General features: G+C 70.4%; 21 protein-coding genes. 11 read left to right on the forward strand and 10 right to left on the reverse strand.

Annotated elements, in window-relative coordinates; genetic code table 11:
- Window positions 1–56 precede the first annotated feature (56 nt).
- On the forward strand, window positions 57–644 hold the full coding sequence (grpE, locus tag ASF28_RS09805; protein ID WP_056090812.1) for a nucleotide exchange factor GrpE: 588 nt from the start codon (window positions 57–59) through the stop codon (window positions 642–644).
- Between the two features lie 81 nt (window positions 645–725).
- On the opposite strand, the gene ASF28_RS09810 is transcribed toward grpE, so the two are convergent.
- The 6 genes from ASF28_RS09810 to ASF28_RS09835 all read right to left on the reverse strand — a co-directional run bounded on the left by ASF28_RS09810 (window position 726) and on the right by ASF28_RS09835 (window position 5588).
- A complete protein-coding gene (locus tag ASF28_RS09810) occupies window positions 726–1685 on the reverse strand; it encodes a hypothetical protein (RefSeq protein WP_056090815.1) in 960 nt (319 codons plus the stop codon).
- 101 nt (window positions 1686–1786) lie between these two features.
- Entirely contained in the window at window positions 1787–2470 is a 684-nt protein-coding gene (locus ASF28_RS09815; protein WP_056090817.1) for an alpha-ketoglutarate-dependent dioxygenase AlkB, read from the reverse strand.
- A complete protein-coding gene (locus ASF28_RS09820) occupies window positions 2470–3108 on the reverse strand; it encodes a 2,3-bisphosphoglycerate-dependent phosphoglycerate mutase (protein WP_056090820.1) in 639 nt (212 codons plus the stop codon). Before ASF28_RS09820 ends, ASF28_RS09815 begins: the two co-directional genes overlap by 1 nt.
- Window positions 3109–3289: 181 nt before the next feature.
- A complete protein-coding gene (gene dapB, locus ASF28_RS09825) occupies window positions 3290–4087 on the reverse strand; it encodes a 4-hydroxy-tetrahydrodipicolinate reductase (RefSeq protein ID WP_056090830.1) in 798 nt (265 codons plus the stop codon).
- A 79-nt stretch (window positions 4088–4166) separates the two neighbouring features.
- Window positions 4167–4850, reverse strand: a complete 684-nt coding sequence (locus tag ASF28_RS09830) for a MarC family protein (RefSeq protein ID WP_056090833.1) — start codon at window positions 4848–4850, stop codon at window positions 4167–4169.
- Between the two features lie 3 nt (window positions 4851–4853).
- Window positions 4854–5588 carry a class I SAM-dependent methyltransferase gene (locus ASF28_RS09835; protein WP_056090835.1) on the reverse strand — a complete coding sequence of 245 codons (735 nt, stop codon included), beginning with the start codon at window positions 5586–5588 and terminating at the stop codon, window positions 4854–4856.
- Between the two features lie 195 nt (window positions 5589–5783).
- Between ASF28_RS09835 and gloB the strand changes: the two genes are divergently transcribed.
- From gloB to lpdA, 8 genes are all read left to right on the forward strand, one after another.
- On the forward strand, window positions 5784–6563 hold the full coding sequence (gloB, locus tag ASF28_RS09840) for a hydroxyacylglutathione hydrolase (protein ID WP_056090838.1): 780 nt from the start codon (window positions 5784–5786) through the stop codon (window positions 6561–6563).
- A 294-nt stretch (window positions 6564–6857) separates the two neighbouring features.
- Window positions 6858–7439, forward strand: a complete 582-nt coding sequence (locus ASF28_RS09845) for a TetR family transcriptional regulator (protein WP_056091556.1) — start codon at window positions 6858–6860, stop codon at window positions 7437–7439.
- A gap of 372 nt (window positions 7440–7811) precedes the next feature.
- Window positions 7812–8774: a malate dehydrogenase gene (mdh, locus tag ASF28_RS09850; RefSeq protein WP_056090840.1), complete on the forward strand. Its 963-nt coding sequence runs from the start codon at window positions 7812–7814 to the stop codon at window positions 8772–8774.
- A gap of 99 nt (window positions 8775–8873) precedes the next feature.
- Window positions 8874–10070, forward strand: coding sequence for an ADP-forming succinate--CoA ligase subunit beta (gene sucC, locus ASF28_RS09855; protein WP_056090843.1), 1197 nt, complete (start codon window positions 8874–8876; stop codon window positions 10068–10070).
- An 8-nt stretch (window positions 10071–10078) separates the two neighbouring features.
- Window positions 10079–10963, forward strand: coding sequence for a succinate--CoA ligase subunit alpha (gene sucD, locus ASF28_RS09860; protein ID WP_056090846.1), 885 nt, complete (start codon window positions 10079–10081; stop codon window positions 10961–10963).
- A gap of 180 nt (window positions 10964–11143) precedes the next feature.
- Window positions 11144–14116, forward strand: a complete 2973-nt coding sequence (locus ASF28_RS09865; RefSeq protein ID WP_056090849.1) for a 2-oxoglutarate dehydrogenase E1 component — start codon at window positions 11144–11146, stop codon at window positions 14114–14116.
- A 65-nt stretch (window positions 14117–14181) separates the two neighbouring features.
- A complete protein-coding gene (gene odhB, locus ASF28_RS09870) occupies window positions 14182–15495 on the forward strand; it encodes a 2-oxoglutarate dehydrogenase complex dihydrolipoyllysine-residue succinyltransferase (protein ID WP_056090851.1) in 1314 nt (437 codons plus the stop codon).
- 113 nt (window positions 15496–15608) lie between these two features.
- A complete protein-coding gene (gene lpdA / locus ASF28_RS09875; protein ID WP_056090854.1) occupies window positions 15609–17009 on the forward strand; it encodes a dihydrolipoyl dehydrogenase in 1401 nt (466 codons plus the stop codon).
- Window positions 17010–17041: 32 nt separating this feature from the next.
- Here the strand turns inward: lpdA and ASF28_RS09880 are convergent, their stop codons facing one another.
- The 3 genes from ASF28_RS09880 to ASF28_RS09890 all read right to left on the reverse strand — a co-directional run bounded on the left by ASF28_RS09880 (window position 17042) and on the right by ASF28_RS09890 (window position 21724).
- Window positions 17042–18256 carry an MFS transporter gene (locus ASF28_RS09880; protein WP_056090857.1) on the reverse strand — a complete coding sequence of 405 codons (1215 nt, stop codon included), beginning with the start codon at window positions 18254–18256 and terminating at the stop codon, window positions 17042–17044.
- A gap of 241 nt (window positions 18257–18497) precedes the next feature.
- Window positions 18498–20585 (reverse strand): OmpA family protein, encoded by a 2088-nt coding sequence (locus ASF28_RS09885; protein ID WP_056090859.1) that lies wholly within the window; start codon window positions 20583–20585, stop codon window positions 18498–18500.
- A gap of 107 nt (window positions 20586–20692) precedes the next feature.
- Window positions 20693–21724, reverse strand: coding sequence for a DUF2865 domain-containing protein (locus ASF28_RS09890; RefSeq protein WP_056090866.1), 1032 nt, complete (start codon window positions 21722–21724; stop codon window positions 20693–20695).
- A gap of 141 nt (window positions 21725–21865) precedes the next feature.
- Between ASF28_RS09890 and ASF28_RS09895 the strand changes: the two genes are divergently transcribed.
- The gene (locus ASF28_RS09895; RefSeq protein WP_056090871.1) at window positions 21866–22393 is read left to right on the forward strand and encodes a CreA family protein; all 528 of its coding nucleotides are present in this window, start codon (window positions 21866–21868) and stop codon (window positions 22391–22393) included.
- A gap of 67 nt (window positions 22394–22460) precedes the next feature.
- Here ASF28_RS09895 and ASF28_RS09900 read toward each other — a convergent pair whose 3' ends face one another.
- Entirely contained in the window at window positions 22461–22820 is a 360-nt protein-coding gene (locus ASF28_RS09900; RefSeq protein WP_056090872.1) for a hypothetical protein, read from the reverse strand.
- Window positions 22821–23141: 321 nt separating this feature from the next.
- Here ASF28_RS09900 and cysS point away from each other — a divergent pair, with 321 nt between their 5' ends.
- A complete protein-coding gene (cysS, locus tag ASF28_RS09905; RefSeq protein ID WP_056090875.1) occupies window positions 23142–24518 on the forward strand; it encodes a cysteine--tRNA ligase in 1377 nt (458 codons plus the stop codon).
- Window positions 24519–24528 lie beyond the last annotated feature (10 nt).

A 24528-nucleotide genomic window follows, 5' to 3' on the forward strand; every position in this document is an offset into this window, starting at 1 on the left:
CCCGCGCCTGATATCAGCGCCAATCCCCGGCAACCCCGATCCGACGAAAAGTGACGATGGCGAACAGCATGGAGAACGACCCCACGGTCGAGACCGACGCGACGGCGCAGGCCGAACCGACGCAGGACGGCGCCCCGGAGGCCCCGGCCCTCGCCGCCCTCGTGGCCGAGCGCGACGAGTTCAAGGACCGCGTCCTGCGAACCCTGGCCGAGATGGAGAACCTGCGCCGGCGCACGGAGCGCGAGGTCGCGGATGCCCGCACCTACGCCGTCACCAACTTCGCCCGCGACATGCTCAACGCCGCCGACAACATCCGGCGCGCCCTCGAGAGCGTGCCCGAGGCCGAGCGCACGCAAGCCACCGGCGCGTTCAAGGCGCTCCTCGACGGGATCGAGCTGACCGAGCGCGACCTCGGCAAGACCCTGGAGCGCCACGGCGTCAAGTCCATCGATCCGAAGGGCCAGCGCTTCGACCCGAACCGCCACCAGGCGATGTTCGAGGTGCCCGATGCCGAGGTGCCGAGCGGCACCGTCGTCCAGGTGATGCAGTCGGGCTACGTCATCGGCGACCGCACCCTGCGCCCGGCCCTCGTCGGCGTCGCCAAGGGTGGGCCGAAGGCCGCCAATCCGGCCGACGCGGCCTGAGGGCAGCCGCTTCCGCGGAAGCGACCCGACATCGAAGGGCGGCGGGCCAAAAGGGCCCGCCGCCCTTCGGCGTTTCGGGCGCTACTTCAGCTGCACGCTGTCCACGACCTCACGAAAGTGCGCGAGGACGCCCTCGCGGTGGTCGGCCCGCACGACGCCGACGGCGCGCAGGTACCCGTCGGGGGCGAACCGGATGGTCTGCGAGATCACCACCGGCGTGCTCGAGGCGATGTCCGTCGCCCGCGCCACGATCTCGTGCCAGTCGACGCCCTTCTGGCGATAGCTCTGCGAGCGCTCGACGATGAAGTCCTTCATGGTCTGGTTCGAGGCCAGGGCCGTGCGGGCGAAGGCTTCGCGCTGCTCGGGCTGGGGCGGGGGCTGGACCGCCTGGGCCAGCACCAGGATCGGCTGTTCGAGGCCGAGCATCTGGTCCTTGGGGCCCTGCGTCATCAGGACGGAATTGCCGGCCAGCACCCGCACGGGCCGGAATCCGGCCGGGGTGCCGATCCGGAACGGCAGGGCGGCGACCTGCTGATCGAGGGTGAGTTCGGGGCGGATGTGGATGCCGGTGAGCATGGCGACCATGCTCTCGTCGGTCTCGGCGTCGGGGGTGGTCTGGGCGATGATGATGCCCGTCACCGTGGGATCGCCGACGAGCAGCATCCACTTCTTGATCGACGGGCCGGCGCTCGGATCGGCCGCCGGCTGCTCGCCGGTGAACAGCACCGCATCGACGTCGCCCGCGACCTTGATCGCCTGACGGTTGGACACGACGAAGCCCTGCTGCTTCAGGTTCGCGTCGGTGAAGCTCTGCTCCAGTTCGGCGAAGGCGTTGGGCGGCAGTTCGACCACCGAGACCGTGGCGCCGCCCTCGACCCGCTCGAACCCAGAGAACCGCTTCGACGAGACCATGTCCGGCGGTGGCTGGAAGCCGAAGCGGGAGCTCGGCGGAAACACCGGGTCGGCCGCGCGGCCCGCCTGCGTCAGGCCGAGGAGGAGGGCCAGGATCGTGACGGGGCGGGCGAGGCTACGCAGACGCATCGGGTCGTTTCTCCGCAAGGGCCCGGTCTCGCGCCGGGCCTCGGTCCCGTCCGACGCCGGACGGGGCCCATGGCGATGGGTCGGCCCCAGCCCCGCCCGTGTCAAGCCGTCGGCGACGGCTCGGGCCGCGTCACGCGGCGCAGGGTGAGGTTGCATCGCCCGTCCGGCGGCAGGAACGCCGGCATGGCCTCGCCGGCGCCGAGGAGATCGGGTGGGCGCGGCAGGATGCGGTCGATGCCGTGATGGACGAGGCGGGCGGCCCCGCCCATGACGAGGGCGTCGCCCGCGTGCAGGCGGACCGAGCGCGTCGGGTCGCTCCGGCTCGTGCCGCCGTAGCGGAACAGGGCGGAGGCCCCCAGCGACAGGGACAGGACGGGGGCGTCGAGGGTGGCCTCGTCGCGGTCCTGGTGCAGGCCCATGCGCGCGTCGGCGGCGTAGAGGTTGACGAGGGCTGCCTCGGGCGGGGCCGGATAGCCGGAGAGGTCGTCCCAGGCGCGCAGGGCGAGCTCGGGAATCGCCGGCCACGGCGCCCCGGTCTCGGGGTGGTGGGCCTGGTAGCGGTAGCCGGCGATATCGGAGACCCAGCCGAGGGGGCCGCAATTGGTCATGGTCACGGAGAACGGCCGCCCCGTGCGCGGCATCCGCGGCCGGTAGGGCGGCGCAACCGAGAAGCCCGCGGCGAGGTCCGCCGCCAGGCGCGTGCGCGCAGGCCCGTCGAGCCAGCCGGGGTGGAGGATCAGCCCCGGCATCAGTTCGACTGAAACGCGTTCGACGGGTGGCGCCATCACACGTCGTGGTCGATGTCGCGCTCCAGGACCGACTTGCTCTCCACCGTGGTGTCGGCCTTGAGGTGGTAGACCAGGGGGATGCCGGTGGCGATCTCCAGGCTGGCGATGGTCTTCGTGGTCATGCCGTCGAGGACCATGACGAGGGCGCGCAGGGAATTGCCGTGGGCGGCCACGAGGACGCGCTCGCCGGCCATGACCCGGGGCAGGATGGTCTGGATGTAGTAGGGCAGGACCCGCGCGGCGGTGTCCTTGAGGCTCTCGCCGCCGGGGGGCGGGATGTCGTAGGAGCGGCGCCACTGGTGCACCTGGGCGTCGCCCCAGCGCTCGCGGGCATCGTCCTTGTTCAGGCCCGACAGGTCGCCGTAATCGCGCTCGTTGAGGGCCTCCGAGCGGATGGTCTCGACCTCGGGCTGGCCCATCTCCTCCAGCATCAGCGCGCAGGTGCGCTGGGCGCGGCGCAGGTTCGAGGTGAAGGCGACGTCGAACCGGTGGCCCTGCTGGCCGAGCCAGCGGCCGGCGGTCCGGGCCTCGGCGATGCCGAGCTCCGTCAGTTCCGGATCGCGCCAGCCCGTGAACAGCTTCTTGAGATTCCATTCGCTCTGGCCGTGGCGAGCGAGGACAAGCAGGCGCTCCATCGCGAATCGATCCCCTGAATCCAGTTTTGGTGCGGTGCAGCAAAAGGCTGGACCGGTCGGGTATGTGGGCGCCCGTAGCTGAACGGGCAATGACGGCAAACCCTCGGACAGCAAGTCCCTGGCCGGCAAGCCTTTGGCCGGCAAACCCTCGGACAACAAGCCTTTGGCCGGCAGGCCCTTATCAGAGGCCGAGGACGTCGGCCATGCCGTAGAGACCCGGCGGGCGGTCGAACGCCCATTGCGCCGCACGCACGGCGCCGCGGGCGAAGATGCCCCGGTCCTCGGCGTGGTGACTCAGCGTCAGGCGCTCGCCCGCGCCGGCGAAGACGACGCTGTGGTCGCCCACCACCGTGCCGCCGCGCAGGGTGGCGAAGCCGATGTCGCCGGGCCGGCGCGCGCCCGTATGGCCGTCGCGGGTCGAGACCCTCGTGTCGGCCAGCGCCACGCCGCGCCCCTCCGCCGCCGCCTCGCCCAGCAGCAGGGCGGTGCCGGAGGGCGCGTCGACCTTCATGCGGTGATGCATCTCGACGATCTCGATGTCGAACTCCTCGCCCAACGCCGCCGCGACCTTGCGCACGAGGCCGGCCAGGAGGTTGACGCCGAGCGACATGTTGCCCGAGCGCACGATGCGGGCGTGATGGGCGGCCGCCGCGAGTTTCTGCAGGTCCGCCGCTTCCAGGCCCGTCGTGCCGACCACGTGGACGATGCGGGCTTGCGCGGCGAGTTCGGCGAAGAACGTGGTGGCGGCCGGCGTCGTGAAGTCCAGGACGCCCTCGGCGGCGGCAAAGACCGGCAGGGGGTCGTCGGTGACGGCGACGCCGAGGGGCGCGAGGCCGGCGAGCACGCCGGCATCCTGGCCCAGCACCGGGGCGCCCTCTCGCTCGATGGCGCCCGACAGGGTGCAGCCCTCGGCTTCCGCCACCGCGCGGATCAGCATCCGCCCCATGCGCCCGCCGGCGCCGACCACCACGAGCCGCATTCCGTGCCCTTTCCGAATGAATTCCGCCCCGTGCGGTACAGCCTCGGGTGAAGGCTGCCAAGGACGAGCGCGGTCCCGCTCACCGCGGGGGCAGCAACGGCCCCAGCACGTCGGTGACGCCGTTCACGGTGATCTGCGTGCCGACGCACAGGAGCAGGAAGGCGAACAGGCGTCCGAGCACCCGTGCGCCCACGGGGCCGATGAACATCACCACCCGGTCGGCCGAGCCGTAGACGAAGCGCACGATCACCGCGATGGCCAGCGCCGCGAGCGACATGCCGATGTAGAAGCCGATCCGGTCCGGGCCCGGCGCCGGACGGTTCGAGCCCAGCGCGATGGCCACCGCGATGGTGCCGGGGCCGGTGGTGAACGGAAGGGTGAGGGGGAAGAACGCGAGTTCGGCGAGGTTGTCGGGCGTGCTCCCCTGCGCTTCCGCGTGCTTGCGCGCCTCGCGCGCCTCCGGCGCCGTCAGCAGGGTCCAGGCCGAGGCCGCCACCACGAGGCCTCCGGCGATGCGGAGCGCCGCCAGGGACACGCCGAAGAAGTTGAGGATCGGCGCCCCGGCCCACAGGGCCGAGAGCATGATCAGCGCCGCGTAGAAGCCGATGCGCTTCGACAGTTCCACCCGCTCCGCGTGGGAGTTCTGCGCCGTGACCTGGGCGAAGATCAGCGCCGAGCCGATGGGGTTCACGATGGAGAACAGGCTCGACAGGGCGAGCACGAAGCTCTGCAGGGCGGCCTCGGGGGCGAAGAGGGACAGCATCGGTCAGCCGGGGGAGGGGGCCGGCACCAGGGCGCGGGCCGGGGCGAGGCGGGTCGCGCGCCGGACCCGCCGGACGGCGACGGGCCGGTAGAGCTGCTTGGTCGCATCCACCACGTGCAGCCCGGCGAAGGGCAGGGACAGGCCGGTGCCGAGGCGCTCCCAGGCCCCGGCCGTCTGCAGCCAGACGCGGCTCTGCACCGGCGGCATGTACAGGGCCTCGGCCCAGCCCTCGGGCGAGAACTGGGTGGTGCGCATGAGCCGGGCGAGCTGCGAGCGGCTGTAGGGCTGGCCGTGGCCGAAGGGGGTCGCGTCGCGCCGGGCCCAGACGCCCCGGCGGTTGGGCACCACCAGGATCATCCGGCCCCCCGGCGTCAGCACCCGCCAGACGTCCTGGAGCAGCTCCGTGGGGCTCTCGACGGATTCTAGGGCGTGGACCAGGATCACCCGGTCGACGGCGGCCTCGGGCAGGGGCATCATCGTCGGGTCGGCGAGGGCCGAGCACGAGCGTCCGCTGCCGGGCCAGTTCACCACGCCCTGCGTCGCCGGCATGAAGGCCAGCGTCCGCTCGGCGATGACGTGGACGGGCCCGAGATAGGGCGTGGCGTAGCCGAGCCCCAGAACCCGCAGGCCCGAGACCGAGCCGAGGAAGCCGTGGATCGCGCGGGCGACGATGCGGTGCGTCACCCCGCCGAGCGGACTGGCGTAGAAGGCGCGCAGGTCGGTGACGTCGAGGCGCATGGCGGGGGTCCGGCGGGCCGGCGCACCTGTCCGGGGGAACGGCGAGGGCGCTCCCGCATCAATGGGGGCCCGCGCCGCCTGCGGCAACCCCGATCCCGCAAACCCCGCCGCGCCTCCGCGCCGGAACCGGAGGTCGCCCGGCCCGGTTCCCCGCCGACATCGGATTGCAACGCCGAGAACGTCGAGGACAACGCCATGCCCGCTTCCCGACCGGAGATCCGGACCTTCCTTTGCCGCAGCGACAATATCGGCGTGCTCCTGCACGACCCCGAGACGGGCGCCTGCGCCGCCATCGACGTGCCGGAGGCCGCGCCCGTCCTCGCGGCCCTCGACGCGGCCGGCTGGACCCTGACCGACATCCTCGTGACCCATCGGCACACGGATCACATCGAGGGCATCGCCGAGGTGAAGCGCCGGACGGGCGCCAGGGTCACGGCGCCGGCCAAGGCGGGTTCGGCCGTCCCGGAGGTCGACGTCGCCGTGTCCGAGGGCGACGTGGTACGGGTCGGATCGCTGTCGGCCGCGGTGTGGGAGACCCCGGGGCACTGCGCCGACCACGTCACCTACTGGTTCGAGGCGGCCGGCCTGGTGTTCGCCGGCGACACCCTGTTCACCCTGGGCTGCGGCCGGGTGATGGAGGCCGAGCCGGAGGTGCTGTGGCATTCGCTCGCCCGCTTCGACGGCCTGCCCGACGATACCCGGGTCTACAGCGGGCACGACTACGTCCTGTCCAATGCCCGCTTCGCCCGGGCCGCCGAGCCCGACAACGCGCGGCTGGCGGCGCGGATGGACGAGGCCGAGCGGGCGAAAGCCGAGGGCCGCTTCCTCGTTCCCACAACCCTGGGTGACGAGCGGGCGACCAATCCGTTCCTGCGCGCCGGCGAGCCGGCCCTGGCACGAGCAGTGAATCTCAGCCCCGGAACCGAGGCGGTGCACGTGTTTACTGCATTGAGGGCCTGGAAGAATAAGTTCTGACCCGCTAAAGGGCGGGACAGCGTCTCGCATTTGCGAGACGCTGGGCCTCGCAGACGTACACGTCGTGGTGATCGACGCTGGCGATTTGACAGGGAGGTCCGCCCCTCCTCCAGCCATGGCCGGTGTTCCCGAACGATGCAGCCTCCCGGCCCGCCCTTCGTCTTTGGGAACGGCCTTGCCGCGGTCAACGATTCCGAGGGCCATAGCCTCGACGACGGACCCCGGAAGCCATCCTCCGATCGCTCCTCGGCCAACCGTGCCGGCCGCGCCGCGCCGCGCGCCGCGCCCATCGCCGTGGATGCGCGGCTCCTCGCCGTGGCCACCGAGCACCTGCGCCGCCTCGGCCCCAAGCGGGTGACGGTGGTGGCCGTGGCGGCGGAGGCCGGCATGACCCACGCCAACGTCTACCGCTACTTCCCGTCGAAGGACGCCCTCCTCGACGCCGTGGCCGGCCGCTGGCTGCGCGACGTGGAAGCGGAACTCGCCCGCATCGCCGATGCGCCCGACCCCGCCGACGACAAGATCGAGCGCCTGCTCTCGGCCCTCGCCTCGGCGCAGCGATCGACCCTGGCCAACGAACCGAACCTGTTCTCCGTCCACCTCGACGCCGCCGTGGGCGCAAGGCCCATCGCCCGGCGCCACCGGGTCCGCCTGCGCGGCCTCGTCGAGCGGGTGGTGGAGGAAGGCATGGCGACGGGTGCGTTCGTGGCGCGCGATCGCGAACGGGCCATCGCCTACATCTTCGATGCGAGCTACCGCTTCACCCATCCGCTGGCGATCCAGCACGATGCCGACCTGCCGGGGGACCTCATCGAGGCCCGCCTCGGGGCCGTGATTCTCGCCATCCAGCGGGTACTCCGGACGGGGGCGCTCTGACCTCCGTGACAGAACGATTCCTCTGTCACCGGCGGGATTTCAGCCGTCCGTGCGGTCGTCGATCGGCTTAAGGCCTTCGCCGCCTTATGTTTTCGCCCCTGCCGCGCCGAAGCGCCGCAAGGTCTGGCCTGGCCCGAACCCTGCAGGGCCGATCCATCCTCGGTTGAAGACGTGGGCCTTTTCCGCCACACACCGCCGCAACGCACACACCACCCGCGAAGGGTCGACCCGAGAGGGTTCGGCCGACCAAGGTTCGACCCAAGATTCGACACAGGACAGTTCGGCGGCGCGACCTCGCCGACACCCGGGGCGCACCGTCACACCAGCGGAACACCGCACCGCTAACCCGATCACCGGAGGCTCGTTTTACCCATGGCACGCAGCAAGATCGCGCTCATCGGCGCCGGACAGATCGGTGGCACCCTCGCGCATCTGGCCGGGTTGAAGGAACTCGGCGACGTCGTCCTGTTCGATATTGTCGACGGCGTGCCCCAGGGTAAGGCCCTCGACATCGCCGAATCCGCCCCCGTCGACGGCTTCGACGCCGCCTATTCGGGCGCGAGCGACTATGCCGGCATCGCCGGTGCCGACGTGGTGATCGTCACGGCCGGCGTGCCGCGCAAGCCCGGCATGAGCCGCGACGACCTCATCGGCATCAACCTCAAGGTGATGGAGGCCGTGGGCACCGGCATCAAGCAGCACGCGCCCGACGCCTTCGTGATCTGCATCACCAATCCCCTCGACGCGATGGTGTGGGCCCTGCAGAAGTTTTCGGGATTGCCCACCAACAAGGTCGTCGGCATGGCCGGCGTGCTCGACTCGGCGCGGTTCCGCCACTTCCTCGCCGACGAGTTCAAGGTTTCGGTCGAGGACGTCACCGCCTTCGTGCTCGGCGGCCACGGCGACGACATGGTGCCGCTGGTGCGCTACTCCACCGTGGCCGGCGTGCCGCTGACCGATCTGGTCAAGCTCGGCTGGACCACGCAAGGTAAGCTCGACGCCATGGTCGAGCGCACCCGTAAAGGGGGCGGCGAGATCGTCAACCTGCTGAAGACCGGCTCGGCCTTCTACGCCCCGGCCGCCTCCGCCATCGCCATGGCCGAGAGCTACCTGCGCGACAAGCGCCGGGTGCTCCCCTGCGCCGCCTACCTCAACGGCGAGTACGGCATCGACGGCATGTATGTCGGCGTTCCCATCGTCATCGGCGCGAACGGCGTCGAGCGCATCCTCGAAGTCACCTTCAACGACGACGAGAAGGCGATGTTCGACAAGTCCGTGGGCGCCGTGAAGGGCCTGATCGAGGCCTGCAAGACCATCAACCCGGCGCTCGCCTAAGACGGAGGCTCGACGGCGGACCGCGCAGGCGGTCCGTCCGAACGAAGCCCCACGGAAACTGGGAGGCCCGGCCCGGCCGGGACGAGGGAGGAGTTTGGCATGAACATCCACGAATACCAGGCCAAGGCGGTTCTCAAGGAGTTCGGCCTGCCCGTCTCGCGCGGCGTGCCGATCTTCAAGGCCGAGGAGGCCGAGGCCGCGGCGCGTGAACTCGGCGGCCCGGTCTGGGTGGTGAAGTCGCAGATCCATGCCGGCGGGCGCGGCAAGGGCACCTTCAAGGGCGCGCCCGAGGGCGCCAAGGGCGGCGTGCGCGTCACCAAGTCCCTGGACGAGGTCAAGCAGTTCGCCGGCGAGATGCTGGGCCAGACCCTGGTCACGATCCAGACCGGCGAGGCCGGCAAGCAGGTGAACCGCCTCTACATCGAGGACGGCGCCCAGATCGAGGCCGAGTTCTACCTTTCCATGCTGGTGGACCGCGAGACCGGACAGGTCGCCTTCGTCGTCTCGACGGAAGGCGGCATGGACATCGAGACGGTGGCGCACGAGACCCCTGAGAAGATCGTCACCTTCTCGGTGGACCCCGCCACCGGCGTGATGCCCCATCACGGCCGCGCCGTCGCCAAGGCCCTCGGCCTCACCGGCCCGCAGGCCAAGGAAGCCGGCGAACTCACCACCAAGCTCTACACGGCGTTCACCGCCAAGGACATGAGCATGCTGGAGATCAACCCCCTGGTGCTCACGGGCGACGGCCACCTCAAGTGCCTCGACGCCAAGATCTCCTTCGATTCGAACGCCCTCTACCGCCACCCCGACATCGTCGCGCTCCGCGACGAGACGGAAGAGGACGCCAAGGAGATCGAGGCCTCCAAGTACGATCTGGCCTACATCGCGCTCGACGGCACCATCGGCTGCATGGTCAACGGCGCCGGCCTCGCCATGGCGACCCTGGACATCATCAAGCTCTACGGCGAGGAGCCAGCGAACTTCCTCGATGTCGGCGGCGGCGCGAGCGAGGAGAAGGTCACGGCGGCCTTCAAGATCATCACCGCCGATCCGCAGGTGAAGGGCATCCTGGTCAACATCTTCGGCGGCATCATGAAGTGCGACGTCATCGCCAACGGCGTGATCGCGGCGGTGAAGGCGGTGGGCCTCGAAGTGCCCCTGGTGGTGCGGCTCGAAGGCACCAACGTCGAGAAGGGCAAGGAGATCATCCGGAATTCCGGCCTCAACGTGATCTCCGCCGACGACCTCGACGACGCCGCGCAGAAGATCGTCGCCGCCGTGAAGAAGGGCTGAGAGTACCCATGTCCATCCTGATCGACGCGAACACCAAGGTCATCTGCCAGGGCTTCACCGGCAAGAACGGGACCTTCCACTCCGAGCAGGCCATCGCCTACGGCACCAAGATGGTCGGCGGCACTTCGCCGGGCAAAGGCGGCGCCATCCATCTCGGCCTGCCGGTCTTCGATACGGTGGCCGAGGCCCGCGACGCCACGGGCGCCGACGCCTCCGTGGTCTACGTGCCGCCGCCCGGTGCCGCCGACGCCATCTGCGAGGCCATCGCGGCGGAAATTCCGCTGATCGTCTGCATCACCGAGGGCATTCCGGTCCTCGACATGGTGCGGGTGAAGCGCTCCCTCGAGGGGTCGAAGTCGCGCCTCGTCGGCCCGAACTGCCCCGGCATCGTCACCGCCGGCGAATGCAAGATCGGCATCATGCCGGCCAACATCTTCAAGCCGGGCTCGGTGGGCATCGTCTCGCGCTCCGGCACCCTCACCTACGAGGCCGTGTTCCAGACCACCCAGGCGGGTCTCGGCCAGACCACGGCGGTGGGCATCGGCGGCGATCCGGTGAAGGGCACGGAGTTCATCTCCATGCTCGAACTGTTCCTGGCCGACGACCGGACCGAGTCCATCGTGATGATCGGCGAGATCGGCGGTTCGGCCGAGGAAGAGGCGGCGCAGTTCATCGCCGACGAGGCCAGGCGCGGCCGACGCAAGCCCATGGTCGGCTTCATCGCCGGCCGCACGGCGCCTCCGGGCCGCCGCATGGGGCACGCCGGCGCCATCATCTCCGGCGGCAAGGGCGGCGCCGATGACAAGATCGCCGCCATGGAAGCGGCCGGCATCCGGGTCTCGCCCTCGCCGGCGCGCCTCGGCAGCACCCTCGTCGACGTCCTCAAGGGCTGAGGATCACGGGCGCGCGGGCCTGCGTTGCGCCGCATTCAGGCTCGGGCGCCCATATGAGACCCGACGGACGCGGTCCCCGCGTCCGACTTTCCAAATCCGATCCCTGGCGCCCGGCGCCGGATCGGGCGGCGGTCGCCCCGGACGGGGGGGCCGCGAGCCAAGCGGTGGGATGACTGAACGATGGCACGCCAGGACGCGCTCGAAACCTCGTTCCTCTACGGCGGAAACGCCGCCTACATCGAGGAACTGCAGGCGGCCCATGCCCGCGATCCGAACTCCGTCGACCCGGAGTGGCAGGACTTCTTCCGCTCCCTGAACGAGGACAAGGGCGCCGCCGAGAAGAACGCCGCCGGCGCCTCGTGGCAGAAGCCGAACTGGCCGGTCCACGCCAACGGCGAGATCGTGTCGGCGCTGGACGGCAACTGGGCCACCGTCGAGAAGGCCATGGGCGAGAAGATCCGCGCCAAGTCGGACACCGCGTCGGCGCCGGCCAAGGGCGCCGTGGTGGCGTCGGCCCCCGGCATCTCCGTCGAGCAGGCGACCAAGGATTCCGTGCGCGCGATCATGCTGATCCGCGCCTACCGCATGCGCGGCCACCTCCACGCCAAGCTCGATCCCCTCGGCCTCGCCCCGCGCGGCGACCACGAGGAACTGCACCCGCAGCATTACGGCTTCGAGGAAAAGGACTGGGACCGCCCGATCTTCCTCGACAACGTCCTCGGCCTCGAATTCTCGACCATCCGCGAGATCGTCGAGATCCTGGAGCGCACCTACTGCCAGACGCTCGGCGTCGAGTTCATGCACATCTCCAACCCGGAGGAGAAGGCGTGGATCCAGGAGCGCATCGAGGGCAAGGGCAAGGAGATCACCTTCACCCCCGAGGGCAAGCGCGCGATCCTGAACAAGCTCATCGAGGCGGAGGGGTTCGAGAAGTTCCTCGACCTCAAGTACACCGGCACCAAGCGCTTCGGCCTCGACGGCTCCGAGGCGATGATCCCGGCGCTGGAGCAGATCATCAAGCGCGGCGGGGCGCTCGGCGCCCACGAGATCGTGCTCGGCATGGCCCATCGCGGCCGCCTCAACGTGCTCTCCAACGTGATGGCGAAGCCCTTCCGGGCGATCTTCAACGAGTTCAAGGGCGGCTCGGCGAGCCCGGCCGAGGTCGAGGGCTCGGGCGACGTGAAGTACCACCTCGGCGCGTCCTCGGACCGCGCCTTCGACGGCAACAACGTCCACCTGTCGCTCACCGCCAACCCGTCCCACCTCGAGATCGTCGACCCGGTGGTGCTCGGCAAGGTGCGCGCCAAGCAGGACCAGCGCGCCAATCCGCATGTCCACCGAACCAGCGTCGTGCCGCTCCTGATCCACGGCGACGCCGCCTTCGCCGGCCAGGGCGTGGTCGCCGAGTGCCTCGGCCTGTCCGGCCTGAAGGGACACCGCACGGGCGGGTCGATCCACTTCATCATCAACAACCAGATCGGCTTCACCACCGATCCGCGCTTCTCGCGGTCCTCGCCCTATCCGTCCGATGTCGCCAAGATGGTGGAAGCCCCGATCTTCCACTGCAACGGCGACGACCCCGAGGCCGTGACGTTCGCGGCCAAGATCGCCATCGAGTACCGGCAGAAGTTCGGCAAGCCCGTCGTCATCGACATGCTGTGCTACCGCCGCTTCGGCCACAACGAGGGCGACGAGCCGGCCTTCACCCAGCCGAAGATGTACCAGCGCATCCGCAAGCACCCGACGGCCCTCGAGACCTACGGCAAGAAGCTCGTCGCCGAGGGCGTCCTGTCCCAGGAGCAGCTCGACACCCGCAAGGCCGAGTTCCGCGCGATCCTCGACGGCGAGCTCGAGGTGGCCGGCAACTACAAGTCCAACAAGGCCGACTGGCTCGACGGGCGCTGGTCCGGCTTCAAGGCCGTGCGCGAGGATGTCGACGATCCGCGCCGGGGCAAGACCGGCGTGCCGGCGGAGATCCTGCGCGAGATCGCCCAGCGCATCACCACGCCGCCGCCCGGCTTCCACCTGCACCGCACGATCCAGCGCTTCTTCGACAACCGCGCCAAGGCGGTGGAGAGCGGCCAGGGCATCGACTGGGCGACGGCCGAGGCCCTCGCCTTCGGCTCCCTGCTGCTGGAGGGCCACCGGGTCCGCCTCTCGGGCCAGGACGTCGAGCGCGGCACCTTCTCCCAGCGCCACGCCGTGGTGATCGATCAGGAGAACGAGCAGCGCTACACCTCGCTCAACTCCATCCGCGAGGGACAGGCCAGCCTCGAGGTCATCAACTCGATGCTCTCGGAAGAGGCGGTGCTCGGGTTCGAGTACGGCTACTCGGCGGCCGAGCCCAACGCCCTGGTGCTGTGGGAGGCGCAGTTCGGCGACTTCGCCAACGGCGCCCAGGTGGTCATCGACCAGTTCATCTCGTCCGGCGAGCGCAAGTGGCTGCGCATGTCCGGCCTGACCCTGCTGCTGCCCCACGGCTACGAGGGCCAGGGCCCGGAGCATTCCTCGGCCCGCCTGGAACGCTTCCTGCAGATGTGCGCCGAGGACAACATGCAGGTGGCCAACTGCACCACGCCGTCGAACTACTTCCACATCCTGCGGCGCCAGCTCAACCGCGAGTTCCGCAAGCCGCTGATCCTGATGACGCCGAAGTCGCTCCTGCGCCACAAGCGGGCGGTGTCGGGCATCGACATGATGGCGGAGGGATCGAGCTTCCACCGCGTGCTGTGGGACGATGCCGAGCGCGAGGACGACGCCACCAAGCTCGCCAAGGACGACAAGATCCGTCGCGTCGTCCTGTGCTCCGGCAAGGTCTATTACGACCTCTACGACGAGCGCGAGAAGCGCGGCCTCAACGACGTCTACATCCTGCGCGTCGAGCAGCTCTACCCGTTCCCCCTCAAGGCGTTGGCCGGCGAGATGTCCCGCTTCCGCAACGCCGAGGTGGTGTGGTGCCAGGAGGAGCCGAAGAACATGGGCCCCTGGGCCTTCGTCGAACCCTACCTCGAATGGGTGCTCGGCCAGGCCCAGTCCTCGGTCAAGCGTGCCCGCTACGTCGGCCGCCCGGCCTCGGCCTCCACGGCAGTGGGCCTGCTCTCGAAGCACCAGGCCCAGCTCCAGGCCTTCCTCAACGAGGCGCTGGCGGTCTGACGCCGCACGGCATTCCCGATCTGACCGCGCACCGGCGCGCCCGATAATCCAGGCGGACACACACCATGGCAACCGACATCCTCGTCCCGACCCTCGGCGAATCCGTGAGCGAGGCCACCATCGGCCGCTGGTTCAAGAAGCCGGGCGACACGGTGGCGGCCGACGAGCCCCTGGTGGAACTCGAGACCGACAAGGTCACCCTCGAGGTCAACGCGCCGGCCGCGGGCGAGCTCGGCGAGATCCTGGTCAAGGACGGCGAGACCGTGGAGCCGGGGGCGCTGCTGGGGTCCATCGTCGAGGCCACCGGCGGTGCCAAGGCGGCGGCGCCGAAGAAGACCGAGCAGAAGGCCGAGACCCGCTCGGAGGCGCCCGCCGAGGACAAGGCCGAGCAGAAGCCCGCCGAGGCCCCGGCCGAGGGTTCGTCGGCCGGCTACGGCAACCATGGCGACGGCGCTCCGGCCCAGGCCCGGGAATCCGGCGACAACGGCCCGGCCGTCTCCAAGATGGCGCGGGAATCCGGCATCGATCCGGCGACCCTGAACGGCTCGGGCAAGGACGGCCGCGTCACCAAGGGCGACATGCTGGAGGCCAAGGCGAAGGGGCCGTCGGCACCGGCGCCCGCGCCCGCCAAGGAGGCCAAGCCCGCCGCCCCGCGCGCGCCGTCGAAGCCCGACGACGCGGCGCGCGAGGAGCGCGTGCGCATGACCAAGCTGCGTCAGACCATCGCCCGCCGTCTCAAGGACGCGCAGGACACCGCCGCGATGCTGACGACGTTCAACGACGTCGACATGTCGGCCGTGATGGCCATGCGGAGCCAGTACAAGGACATCTTCGAGAAGAAGCACGGGACCAAGCTCGGCTTCATGGGCTTCTTCACCAAGGCGGTGATCGGCGCCCTCAAGGACGTGCCGGCGGTCAATGCCGAAATCGACGGGCAGGACCTCGTCTACAAGAACTACTACCACATCGGCATCGCCGTCGGCACCGACAAGGGCCTCGTGGTCCCCGTGGTCCGCAACGCCGACGACCTGTCGATCGCCGGCATCGAGAAGACCATCTCCGGCTTCGGCAAGAAGGCCCGCGACGGCAAGCTCTCCATCGACGAGATGCAGGGCGGCACCTTCACCATCACCAACGGGGGCATCTACGGGTCGCTGATGTCGACCCCGATCCTCAACGCGCCGCAATCCGGCATCCTCGGCATGCACCGCATCGAGGAGCGCCCGGTGGTCCGCAACGGCAAGATCGAGGCGCGTCCGATGATGTACCTCGCCCTGTCCTACGATCACCGCATCGTCGACGGGAAGGAGGCCGTGACCTTCCTCGTGCGCGTCAAGGAGGCGCTGGAGGATCCGGCACGCCTCGTGCTCGACCTTTAAGGCCCGGCAGCTAACCGTCCGCCGGCCGCGATCCATGCGGCCGGACGCTTCCGTGCGCTTCGTATCCGATGGTGGGGCATGACCCGCCGCCCACTTCAGCGAGTCACAATCCCATGTCCTATGATCTCGTCGTCATCGGCACCGGCCCCGGCGGCTATGTCTGCGCCATCCGGGCGGCCCAGCTCGGCCTCAAGACCGCCGTGGTGGAGAAGCGGGCGACCCATGGCGGCACCTGCCTCAACGTCGGCTGCATTCCCTCCAAGGCCCTGCTGCACGCCTCCGAGGCGTTCGAGGAAGCGGGCAAGCACTTCGCCGACATGGGCGTGATCGTGAACGCGCCCGAGCTCGATCTTCCCAAGATGATGGCGTTCAAGCAGGACGGCGTCGACGGCAACACCAAGGGCGTCGAGTTCCTGCTCAAGAAGAACGGCATCGATAGCTACCGCGGCACCGCGCGTCTGGCCGGTGCCGGCCGCGTCGAGGTGCTGTCGGAGGATGGCGGCAACCAGCTCCTGGAAACCAAGAACGTGGTCATCGCCACGGGCTCGGACGTGACGAAGCTCCCCGGCGTCACCATCGACGAGACCATCGTGGTCTCCTCCACGGGCGCCCTCGAACTGCAGGCGGTGCCCAAGAAGCTCCTCATCATCGGCGCCGGCGTCATTGGCCTCGAACTCGGCTCGGTCTGGCGCCGCCTCGGCTCCGAGGTCACCGTGGTCGAGTATCTCGACCGCATCCTGCCCGGCATGGACGGCGAGGTCGGCAAGCAGTTCCAGCGCATCCTCGGCAAGCAGGGCGTGCAGTTCAAACTCTCGTCGAAGGTCACGGGCGTCGCGGTCGCGGACGGGGCCGCCACCGTCACGGTGGAGCCCGCCGCCGGCGGCGCGGCCGAGACGCTTGCCGCCGACGTGGTGCTCGTGGCCATCGGCCGGGTGCCCTACACCGAAGGGCTCGGACTCGAGACCGTGGGCGTCGGCCTCGACAACAAGGGCCGCATCCAGACGGACAGCCACTACGCCACCAACGTCACCGGCATCTACGCCATCGGCGACGTGATCAGCGGGCCGATGCTGGCCCACAAGGCCGAGGACGAGGGCGTGGCCGTGGCCGAATTGCTCGCCGGCCAGTCGGGTCACGTCAATTACGGGGTGATCCCGAACGTCGTCTACACCTACCCGGAGGTGGCCTCGGTGGGGAAGACCGAAGAGGAGTTGAAGAAGGACGGCATCGCCTACAACAGCGGAAAATTCCCCTTCACCGCCAACGGCCGCGCCAAGGTCAACCACACCACGGACGGCTTCGTGAAGATCCTGGCCGATGCCACCACCGACCGGGTGCTCGGTGTCCACATCGTCGGTGCGGATGCGGGCAACCTCATCGCCGAAGTGGCCGTGGCGATGGAGTTCGGGGCGAGCGCGGAGGACGTCGCGCGCACCTGCCACGCCCACCCGACCCTCACCGAGGCGGTCAAGGAAGCGGCCCTGGCGGTGGCGAAGCGCGCGATCCACATCTGAACCGGTGACGGGCCCGCGGATGCGGGCCCGCCTCAGGATTCCGTCGGCACCAGGGGCGGCAGGCGCGAGAGGCGCAGCGCGATGGCGAGGGCCAGCCCGTAGAGGCTCGCGAAGAACACCACCACGCCGATCCAGCCCGAATGGGCGAAGAACCAGCCGCCCGCCGTGCCGAGGACCGACGAGCCGAGATAGTACAGGCACAGGTACACCGACGAGGCCTGGGCCCGGTCGCGCAGGGCCCGGCGCCCGATCCAGCTGCTCGCTACGGAATGGGCCCCGAAGAAGCTCACCGTGACCACGACGATGCCGAGGATGATGAGCCAGAGCTGGCTCGACAGGGTCAAGGTGATGCCGACCAGCCCGAGCAGGATGGCGAGCCACAGCACCTTGCGGCGCCCGAGCCGGCTCGCGATCTCGCCCGTGAGCGCCGACGAGAACGTTCCGAACAGGTAGACCACGAAGATCGCCCCGATGGCGGTCTGACTGAGGTCGAACGGCGGATCGAGCAGGCGAAAGCCGATGTAGTTGTAGACGCTCACGAAGCCGCCCATAAGCAGGAATGCCTCGGCGAACAGCCACGGTAGGCCCGGATCGCGAAAGTGCTGGCCGAAGGTCCCGGGCACCTCGCGCCAGCGCATGCGGTTGGCGGTGAAGCGCTGCGAATCCGGCAGGCTGAAGAGGAACGCGATGGCCGCGAGCAGGGCCAGGACGCCGATGGTGCCGAGGCCCCAGCGCCAGGAGGCATGGTCGGCGATGATCCCGGCGACCAGCCGCCCGATCATGCCCCCGAGCGCGTTGCCGCCGATGAGCAGCCCCATGGACAGGCCGATGGCGCGCCCGTGCATCTCCTCGCTGAGATAGGCCATCGCCACCGCCGGCAGGCCGCTGGCCGCGAGCCCCGTCAGGGCCCGCAGGGCGAGGAAGCCGTGCCAGCTCGGAACCAGCACCGCCACGATGGTGAGCACCGCCGAGGCGAACAGGGACGCGACCATGATCGGCTTGCGTCCCCACACCTCGGAGAGGGGGCTCACCACCAGCAGCGCGATGGCCAGCATGGCGCAGGGCAGGGAGAGGGCGAGGCTGCTTTCGGCCGGCGAGACGTGGAATTCCTCGGCGAAGACCGGCATCAGGGGCTGCACGCCGTAGAGCACGGCGAAGGTGGAAAATCCGGCCGCCGCGAGCGCCAGGGTGGTGCGGCGGAAGGCCGGCGTTCCCGCCTCGATCAACCGGGGTTGCGTCTCGTCCATGCCGGCTCCCCATTCGGATCGGCGCGACGGCCCATCGACGGGCCGTCTCCGGACGTCGCCCCGGATCACCCGTGCGCGAGCGGGATATAGGGCGGGGTGGAGAGGCCGGACACTGCTTTCGGGTCGCCCTCGGACCCATCCGGCGGGCCAAACGTCGTTCTTCTCTCAAAGATGGTGCGCCGGGGCATCAGGCATCTGACTGCCCCGGCGGCATCTCTCCAATCCCGACCGGTCGGGAGGCTCAGCGCGGCGGCGGAGCGGCTTCCCCCTGCTGCTGGATCAGCGGGGTGATGCGGCGGACCGTGACCCGGCGGTTCTCGCGCGAGGCGTTCTGGGTGTTCACCTTGAGGGACTGCTCGCCGTAGCCCTGCGTGGTCAGATTCTCCGGCGGAACGCTGAAGTTCTGGCTCAGGACGGTGGCCACGGACTGGGCCCTGCGGTCCGACAGGGACAGGTTGTCGACGTCGGAGCCGACGGCATCGGTGTAGCCCTCGATGAGGAACACCTCCTGCGGATTGGCCTTGATCGCCCGGTTGATCGCCGCCGCCATGGTGGACAGGCGCGCGGCCTGATCCGGCGTCACCGTGAACGAGCCCGTGTCGAAGGTGATCGTATCGATGTCGATGCTGCGCATCCGGGCCCGCAGCTGGGGGCTGTAGCGAACCTGGTCCAGGGTGTAGCGCCGGTCCACCGCCACCACGGGCGGGGCCGAGAGAGCCTCGTAGACGGCGCCCTCGTCGGCGCCGTCGTAATCAACCACGTAGCGGTTGCGCGGGATGCGGATGTCCGGCGGCGGCAGGTCGACCACGTCGTCGTAGATCGGCCGCCGCGCGCCGCCGCCGAAGGCGTTGTCGATGATCACGACCTCGCGGCCATCGCGGAACCGGCGCGAGCGGCGCACGAGCCGGCCGTCGTCGTCGACGATGGTGACGATCTGCTCGCCGCCGGGCCGGTCGAGATACGTGATCGTATCGCCGCCGCGCCGTTCGCTGCGATAGCCGCCGCGCCCCAGATCGCGAAAACGCTCGTTCTCGTCGTGGCGGATGAAATAGTTGTCGCGGTCGCGCACGATGATGCGGCCCGGCTCGCGGATATAGGTCCGGCCATCCTCCTGGAACTCGCGGCGGTCGCGGCGGACGCGGTCGAAGTCGCGGGTCTCGTCGTCGTCGCGGAACCCGCCGGGGACGTAGCCGGGCCGACCCGGGGCGTTGAAGCCGGTGCGCGGACCGGCGCGCTCGAACGCGTCGCGGCGCTCGCGGTCCTCGCGCCGATCGTCACCGCGCGAGGACTCGTCACGCGGAGAGCGTTCGCGCAGTCCCTGATCGCGCGGTTCCTGGTCCCGCGGACCCCGGTCGCGCAGTCCGTCGTCGCGATTGCCGCGCGGGTCGGTCCGGTCCGGCGACCCGCCGGGTCCCCGTCCGTCCGGGCGCTCGGCGCCGGGGGCGGCATTGCGGTCGTCGGCGCCCGGCGCACCGGGTGGGGTGAACGGGCGCCCCGGCACGCCGGGTCGGGCGTTCGGCGCGACCGGGGGCGTGCCGTCGGGCGCGGGCTGCGGCGCAACCTTCGGCGCAGCCGGTTCCGTCGGCGGCTGAGTGGCCCGGGGATCGGCCGGCTGCGTCGGCCTCGCGGGCTGGGCTGCGTTGGGAACCCGCGGATCGGCGGCCGCGGGCGGGGTCGGCCGGGTCGGTGACGGGGGAGCCGCCCGCTCGGTCGGGGCAGCATCGGGACCGCGCCGCCCGGATTCGGGCGCGTTCGGACGCTCGTGTTCCGTACCGGGCGCGCGGCGGTTCGGCTCGGCCGGACGCACCGGAGCCGCCTCGGGCACACGCTCCCGCGCCGCCGGCGGGCTCTGCTGCTCCTGTCGGCTGGGGCGCTCCTGACGATCAGGGCGCTCCTGCCGGTCGGGACGCTCCTGACGATCCTGACGAGGGACCGGACGTTCCGCCGGGCCACGCTCGTCCCGGGGATCGCCGCGCTCCTGGCGCGGCGCGGCCCGCTCGCGCTCCTGTCTCGGCTCGGGGCGTTCCTGACGGGGCTCCGGTCGCTCCTGCCGGGGCTCGGGCCTTTCCGGCCTGGGGGCCGCCGGTCGGTCCTGCCGCGGCTCCGGCCGCTCCTGACGCTCGGGCCTGTCCTGACGCTCGGGTCTCTCCTGGCGCTCGGGCCGCTCGCGGGCGGGGGAACCGCCGCGCGGTCCCTCGTCCCCGGGCCCGCCCTGCGCCAACTGGATCGTCCCGCCCGCCGCCCGGTCCGGTTCGGCCCGGGAGGGCCCGGACAGGGCGAGGGCCGGCAGGATCGTGCCGGTGAGGAGGAGCAGGCGGATGGGCCGCATGGAAGGCACTCACGGTCGTGGCTGAGGCCTTCGGAACAGGATTGGGGCCGGATGGTTCCCGTTTCGCCCGGTTCCGGTCTCCGGCACGGGGCCGGTTGTCCGATCCGTCAGGGGGTTCCGGTGCGGGTCTGGCCCTGAACCGAGAACAGGTTCGGCGCGATGATCCGGACGGGCTGGCGCTCCTCGCCCGCGGCCGCGGCGGGCGCGGCCTCGATGGCGGCGTGCTCCGCCACGGCGCCGGTCTCCGTGGTCACGAGGCCCGTGCGGTTCGCCGCGTCGGCGGCCAGGACCGCCGCGGTCTTGTCGGCCCGCCCGACGAGGGTGAGGCGCACCTTCGGTCGCGACAGGGCCTCGGCCTGCATCGGCGTGACGAAGATATCGCCCTTGTGGCGCACCAGCATGCTCTCGGCCTTGACCAGGGACTGGGCCCAGCTCTGACCTTCGCGCTTGCACGAGCAGTTCGGGGTGAACGTCGTGCGGAACCGGAAGGCGTTGGCGAGCGACACGTAGGCCTTCGACCCACGGAGCGTCGCGGCGTGCTTCAGGGCGTCGTCGCCGTAGGGCATCGAGTAGGCGGCCGCCTCGGCACCCGGGCACAGGGCCTGGCACAGGTCGTCGGCGCCCTCGCGCCCGTCGGGCAGGTTGGCCATGGGGAAGTAGGCGCCGTCGCAGGTCCGCACGCACACCACCTGGCCGCCGCCCCGGGCCCGCGGCTCGCGCGGCGTTCCGTCCAGGGCGTTGAGCGCCACGCGGCTCGCCGGGTCCGTGCAGGCGGAGGCCACGGCCGCCGTGAGCTGCCGGCGGCGCGCGGCCGTGACCTCCCCGTTCTCGGCGCCGTACCCGGCGTTGAGGGCGCGGATGCGCTGCTCCACGGCTCCGCATTGCGGCGGCCGCGAGTCGAAGAACAGGAACCGGCCGCCCTCGCAATTCAGGGTGCGGTAATAGGCGTTGAGGCGGCCGATCTCGTTCTGGAGCGCGCGGGCGGTGTTCGCCCCGTCGGACAGGTTGGCGAGTTCCGAGCGGTAGCGCAGGCAGGCGTCGGTGGCTTGCGCCCGCACGGCCCCCATCGTCCCGACGGTGACGAGGGTCACGGCGAACGCCCGGACGAGCGTGCGGATCTTGGGGAGGATCAGCGGCATGACCTGACAGGATCGGGAGTGGAACCTTGCCGACTCCGGGAATCGGCGCGGCGGCGAAGCGGAAGTTTTGTACCTGCCCTCGCGCGGAGGCGACAGCCTTCCCACATGCGCCCCAGCCGAGTTGGGGGGGAATGCATGACGATGTGGCTTCGGGGTCTCACAGGGGGAACGATGGCCGTGGCCGTCGTCGCGGCGGCGCTCGCGGGCGCCGCGCCGGCCAGGGCCGAGGACGCCGACCGGATCTTCGACAAATCCACGGTCTGGCGTCCGCTCACCCCCAACGACAAGCTCGTGGTCTACGGGATCGACGATCCCGCCGTGGCCGGTGTGGCGTGCTGGTACACCCAGCCCGAGAAGGGTGGCATCAAGGGCACCCTGGGGCTCGCCGAGGACGTCTCGGACATCTCCCTCGCCTGCCGTCAGGTCGGCCCCGTGCAGTTCAAGGACAAGCTCGGCCAGGGCGAGGTGGTGTTCAGCGAGCGCCGGTCGCTGATCTTCAAGTCCATGCAGATCGTGCGCGGCTGCGACGCCAAGCGTAACACGCTGATCTACATGGTCTATTCGGACAAGGTGATCCAGGGCTCGCCCAAGAACTCCACCTCGGCCGTGCCCTTGATGCCGTGGGGGACCGAACCCCCGCCGAAATGCGCCGACGCGTTGAAGAAGTAGGCGGCCTCGGACGCGCATCCGGCCAGGATCGATCGGGGCGATCGGTCCTGAAGATCAAGTCCGGCGATCAATCCTGGCAGGTGATGCGGATCGGGCGCTCGGCCTGCTTGATCACCGGGACCGCGGGGATCGCACCGGTGTACTCGTCCTGGGCAGCGACGCCGAACGAGCCGGCCGCGGCGAAGCCCTGGGCCTCGCACCAGGCGTTGGCCACCACCTGGCCGCAGCTGCTCTCGCCGTTGGTCAGGCAATCGCCGACGCCGTAGCCTTCGCCGGCCGGAATCAGGAAGGTCTTCTCCACCTGCGGCACGGTCTTGGCCTGCAGCGAGGTCCTGGCGGGGCTCTCGCCGTCGCCCCCCGCGAGCGCAGCCGACGAGATCAGGGCGAGGGCGAGGAGAGCGCCGATTTCGGCGGCCGGGCGGCGCATGGGCAAAGCCTCGATGGAGGGATTCGGGTTCGGGGAAATCTCAAGGGTTCGGGTAAACAAACCCTTTCCGCCGCGGATCGCTTTCGATAGGCGGCGGAGCGGCGCTGTTCTCGAATTGCTCATGGATTCGGGTTAGCCCAGGACGGCCGGCGGAACCGTCGCCTTCGCGCAACAGGCGGCCCGTGCAGCGCGGCCGCCCACCCATTGGACGGGTCGGTCGCGGCGGAGTACCGACGCCGGGAAGTGGCGGAAAACCAAGGCGCTAGGGGCGGTCGAGGCTCGCGGCGCACGCGGCCCGCCCGAGGGACGAGGGACGGTTTCATGGCCCCGATGTTGCGGCTCTACAACACGCTGACCCGGCAGAAGGCCGTGTTCGCGCCGATCGATCCGAGCCATGTCCGGATGTATGCCTGCGGGCCGACGGTCTACGACGCGGCCCATATCGGCAACGCCCGCCCGATCATCGTCTTCGACCTGCTGTTCCGGCTCCTGCGCCACCTCTACGGTCCGGCGCACGTCACCTACGCCCGCAACGTCACCGACGTGGACGACAAGATCAACGCCCGCGCGGCGGCGCGCGGCATCACCATCCGCGAACTCACCGATGGGACGCTGGCCGGCTTCCACCACGACATCCGCCGCCTCGGCGTGCTGATGCCCGAGGACGTCAACGTGGCGGGGGCCCGGCCCCGGTTCGTCGAGCCGCGCGCCACCGACCACATCGCCGAGATGATCGCCATCATCGAGGGGCTGGTGGCCGCCGGCCACGCCTACGTGGCGGCGGGCCACGTCCTGTTCGACGTGCCGTCCATGCCCGATTACGGCGGCCTGTCGAAGCGGCCCCTCGACGAGATGGAAGCCGGCGCCCGCGTCGAGGTCGCCCCCTACAAGCGCTCGCCCCTCGACTTCGTCCTGTGGAAGCCCTCGAAGCCCGGCGAGCCGTCCTGGCCCTCGCCCTGCGGCCTCGCCGAACCCGGACGCCCCGGCTGGCACATCGAGTGCTCCGCCATGTCGTGGAAGCACCTCGGGCAGACCTTCGACATCCATGCCGGCGGCATCGACCTCATCTTCCCCCACCACGAGAACGAGGTCGCCCAGTCGCGCTGCTGCTTTTCCACCGACGTGATGGCCAATGTCTGGCTCCACAACGGCTTCCTGCAGGTGGAGGGGGAGAAGATGTCGAAGTCGCTCGGCAACTTCATCACCATCCGCGATGTGCTCAAGGACTGGCCCGGCGAGGTGGCTCGCCTCGCCATGCTCAAGACGCATTATCGCCAGCCCATCGACTGGACGCTGCGGGGCCTGGAAGAGGCGAGCCGGACCCTGGAGCGCTGGTACGGGATCGTCGGCGATGCGCCCGCCGGCACGATCCCGGCCGGGGTGCTCGAACCCCTGAGCGACGACCTCAACACCGCCTCGGCGCTGGCCGAACTCCACCGCCTCGACGATCCCGGAAGCCTCAAGGCCGGCGCCAACCTCATGGGCCTCCTCGGCGAGACCCGGTCGGCCCGCGAGGAGGGCAGCATCCGGGCCGCCGGTGTTGACGTATCCCGGGTCGAGGCCCTGATCGAGGCCCGCCGCGCGGCCCGCGCCGCCAAGGACTGGGCCGCCTCCGACCGCGTCCGCGACGAACTCCTGGCGATGGGCGTCGCGGTCAAGGACGGCAAGGACGGCACCACCTGGAGCGTGGCGCCGTGATCGCCCCCTC

This window comes from Methylobacterium sp. Leaf99 (assembly GCF_001422375.1).
GTDB lineage: Bacteria > Pseudomonadota > Alphaproteobacteria > Rhizobiales > Beijerinckiaceae > Methylobacterium.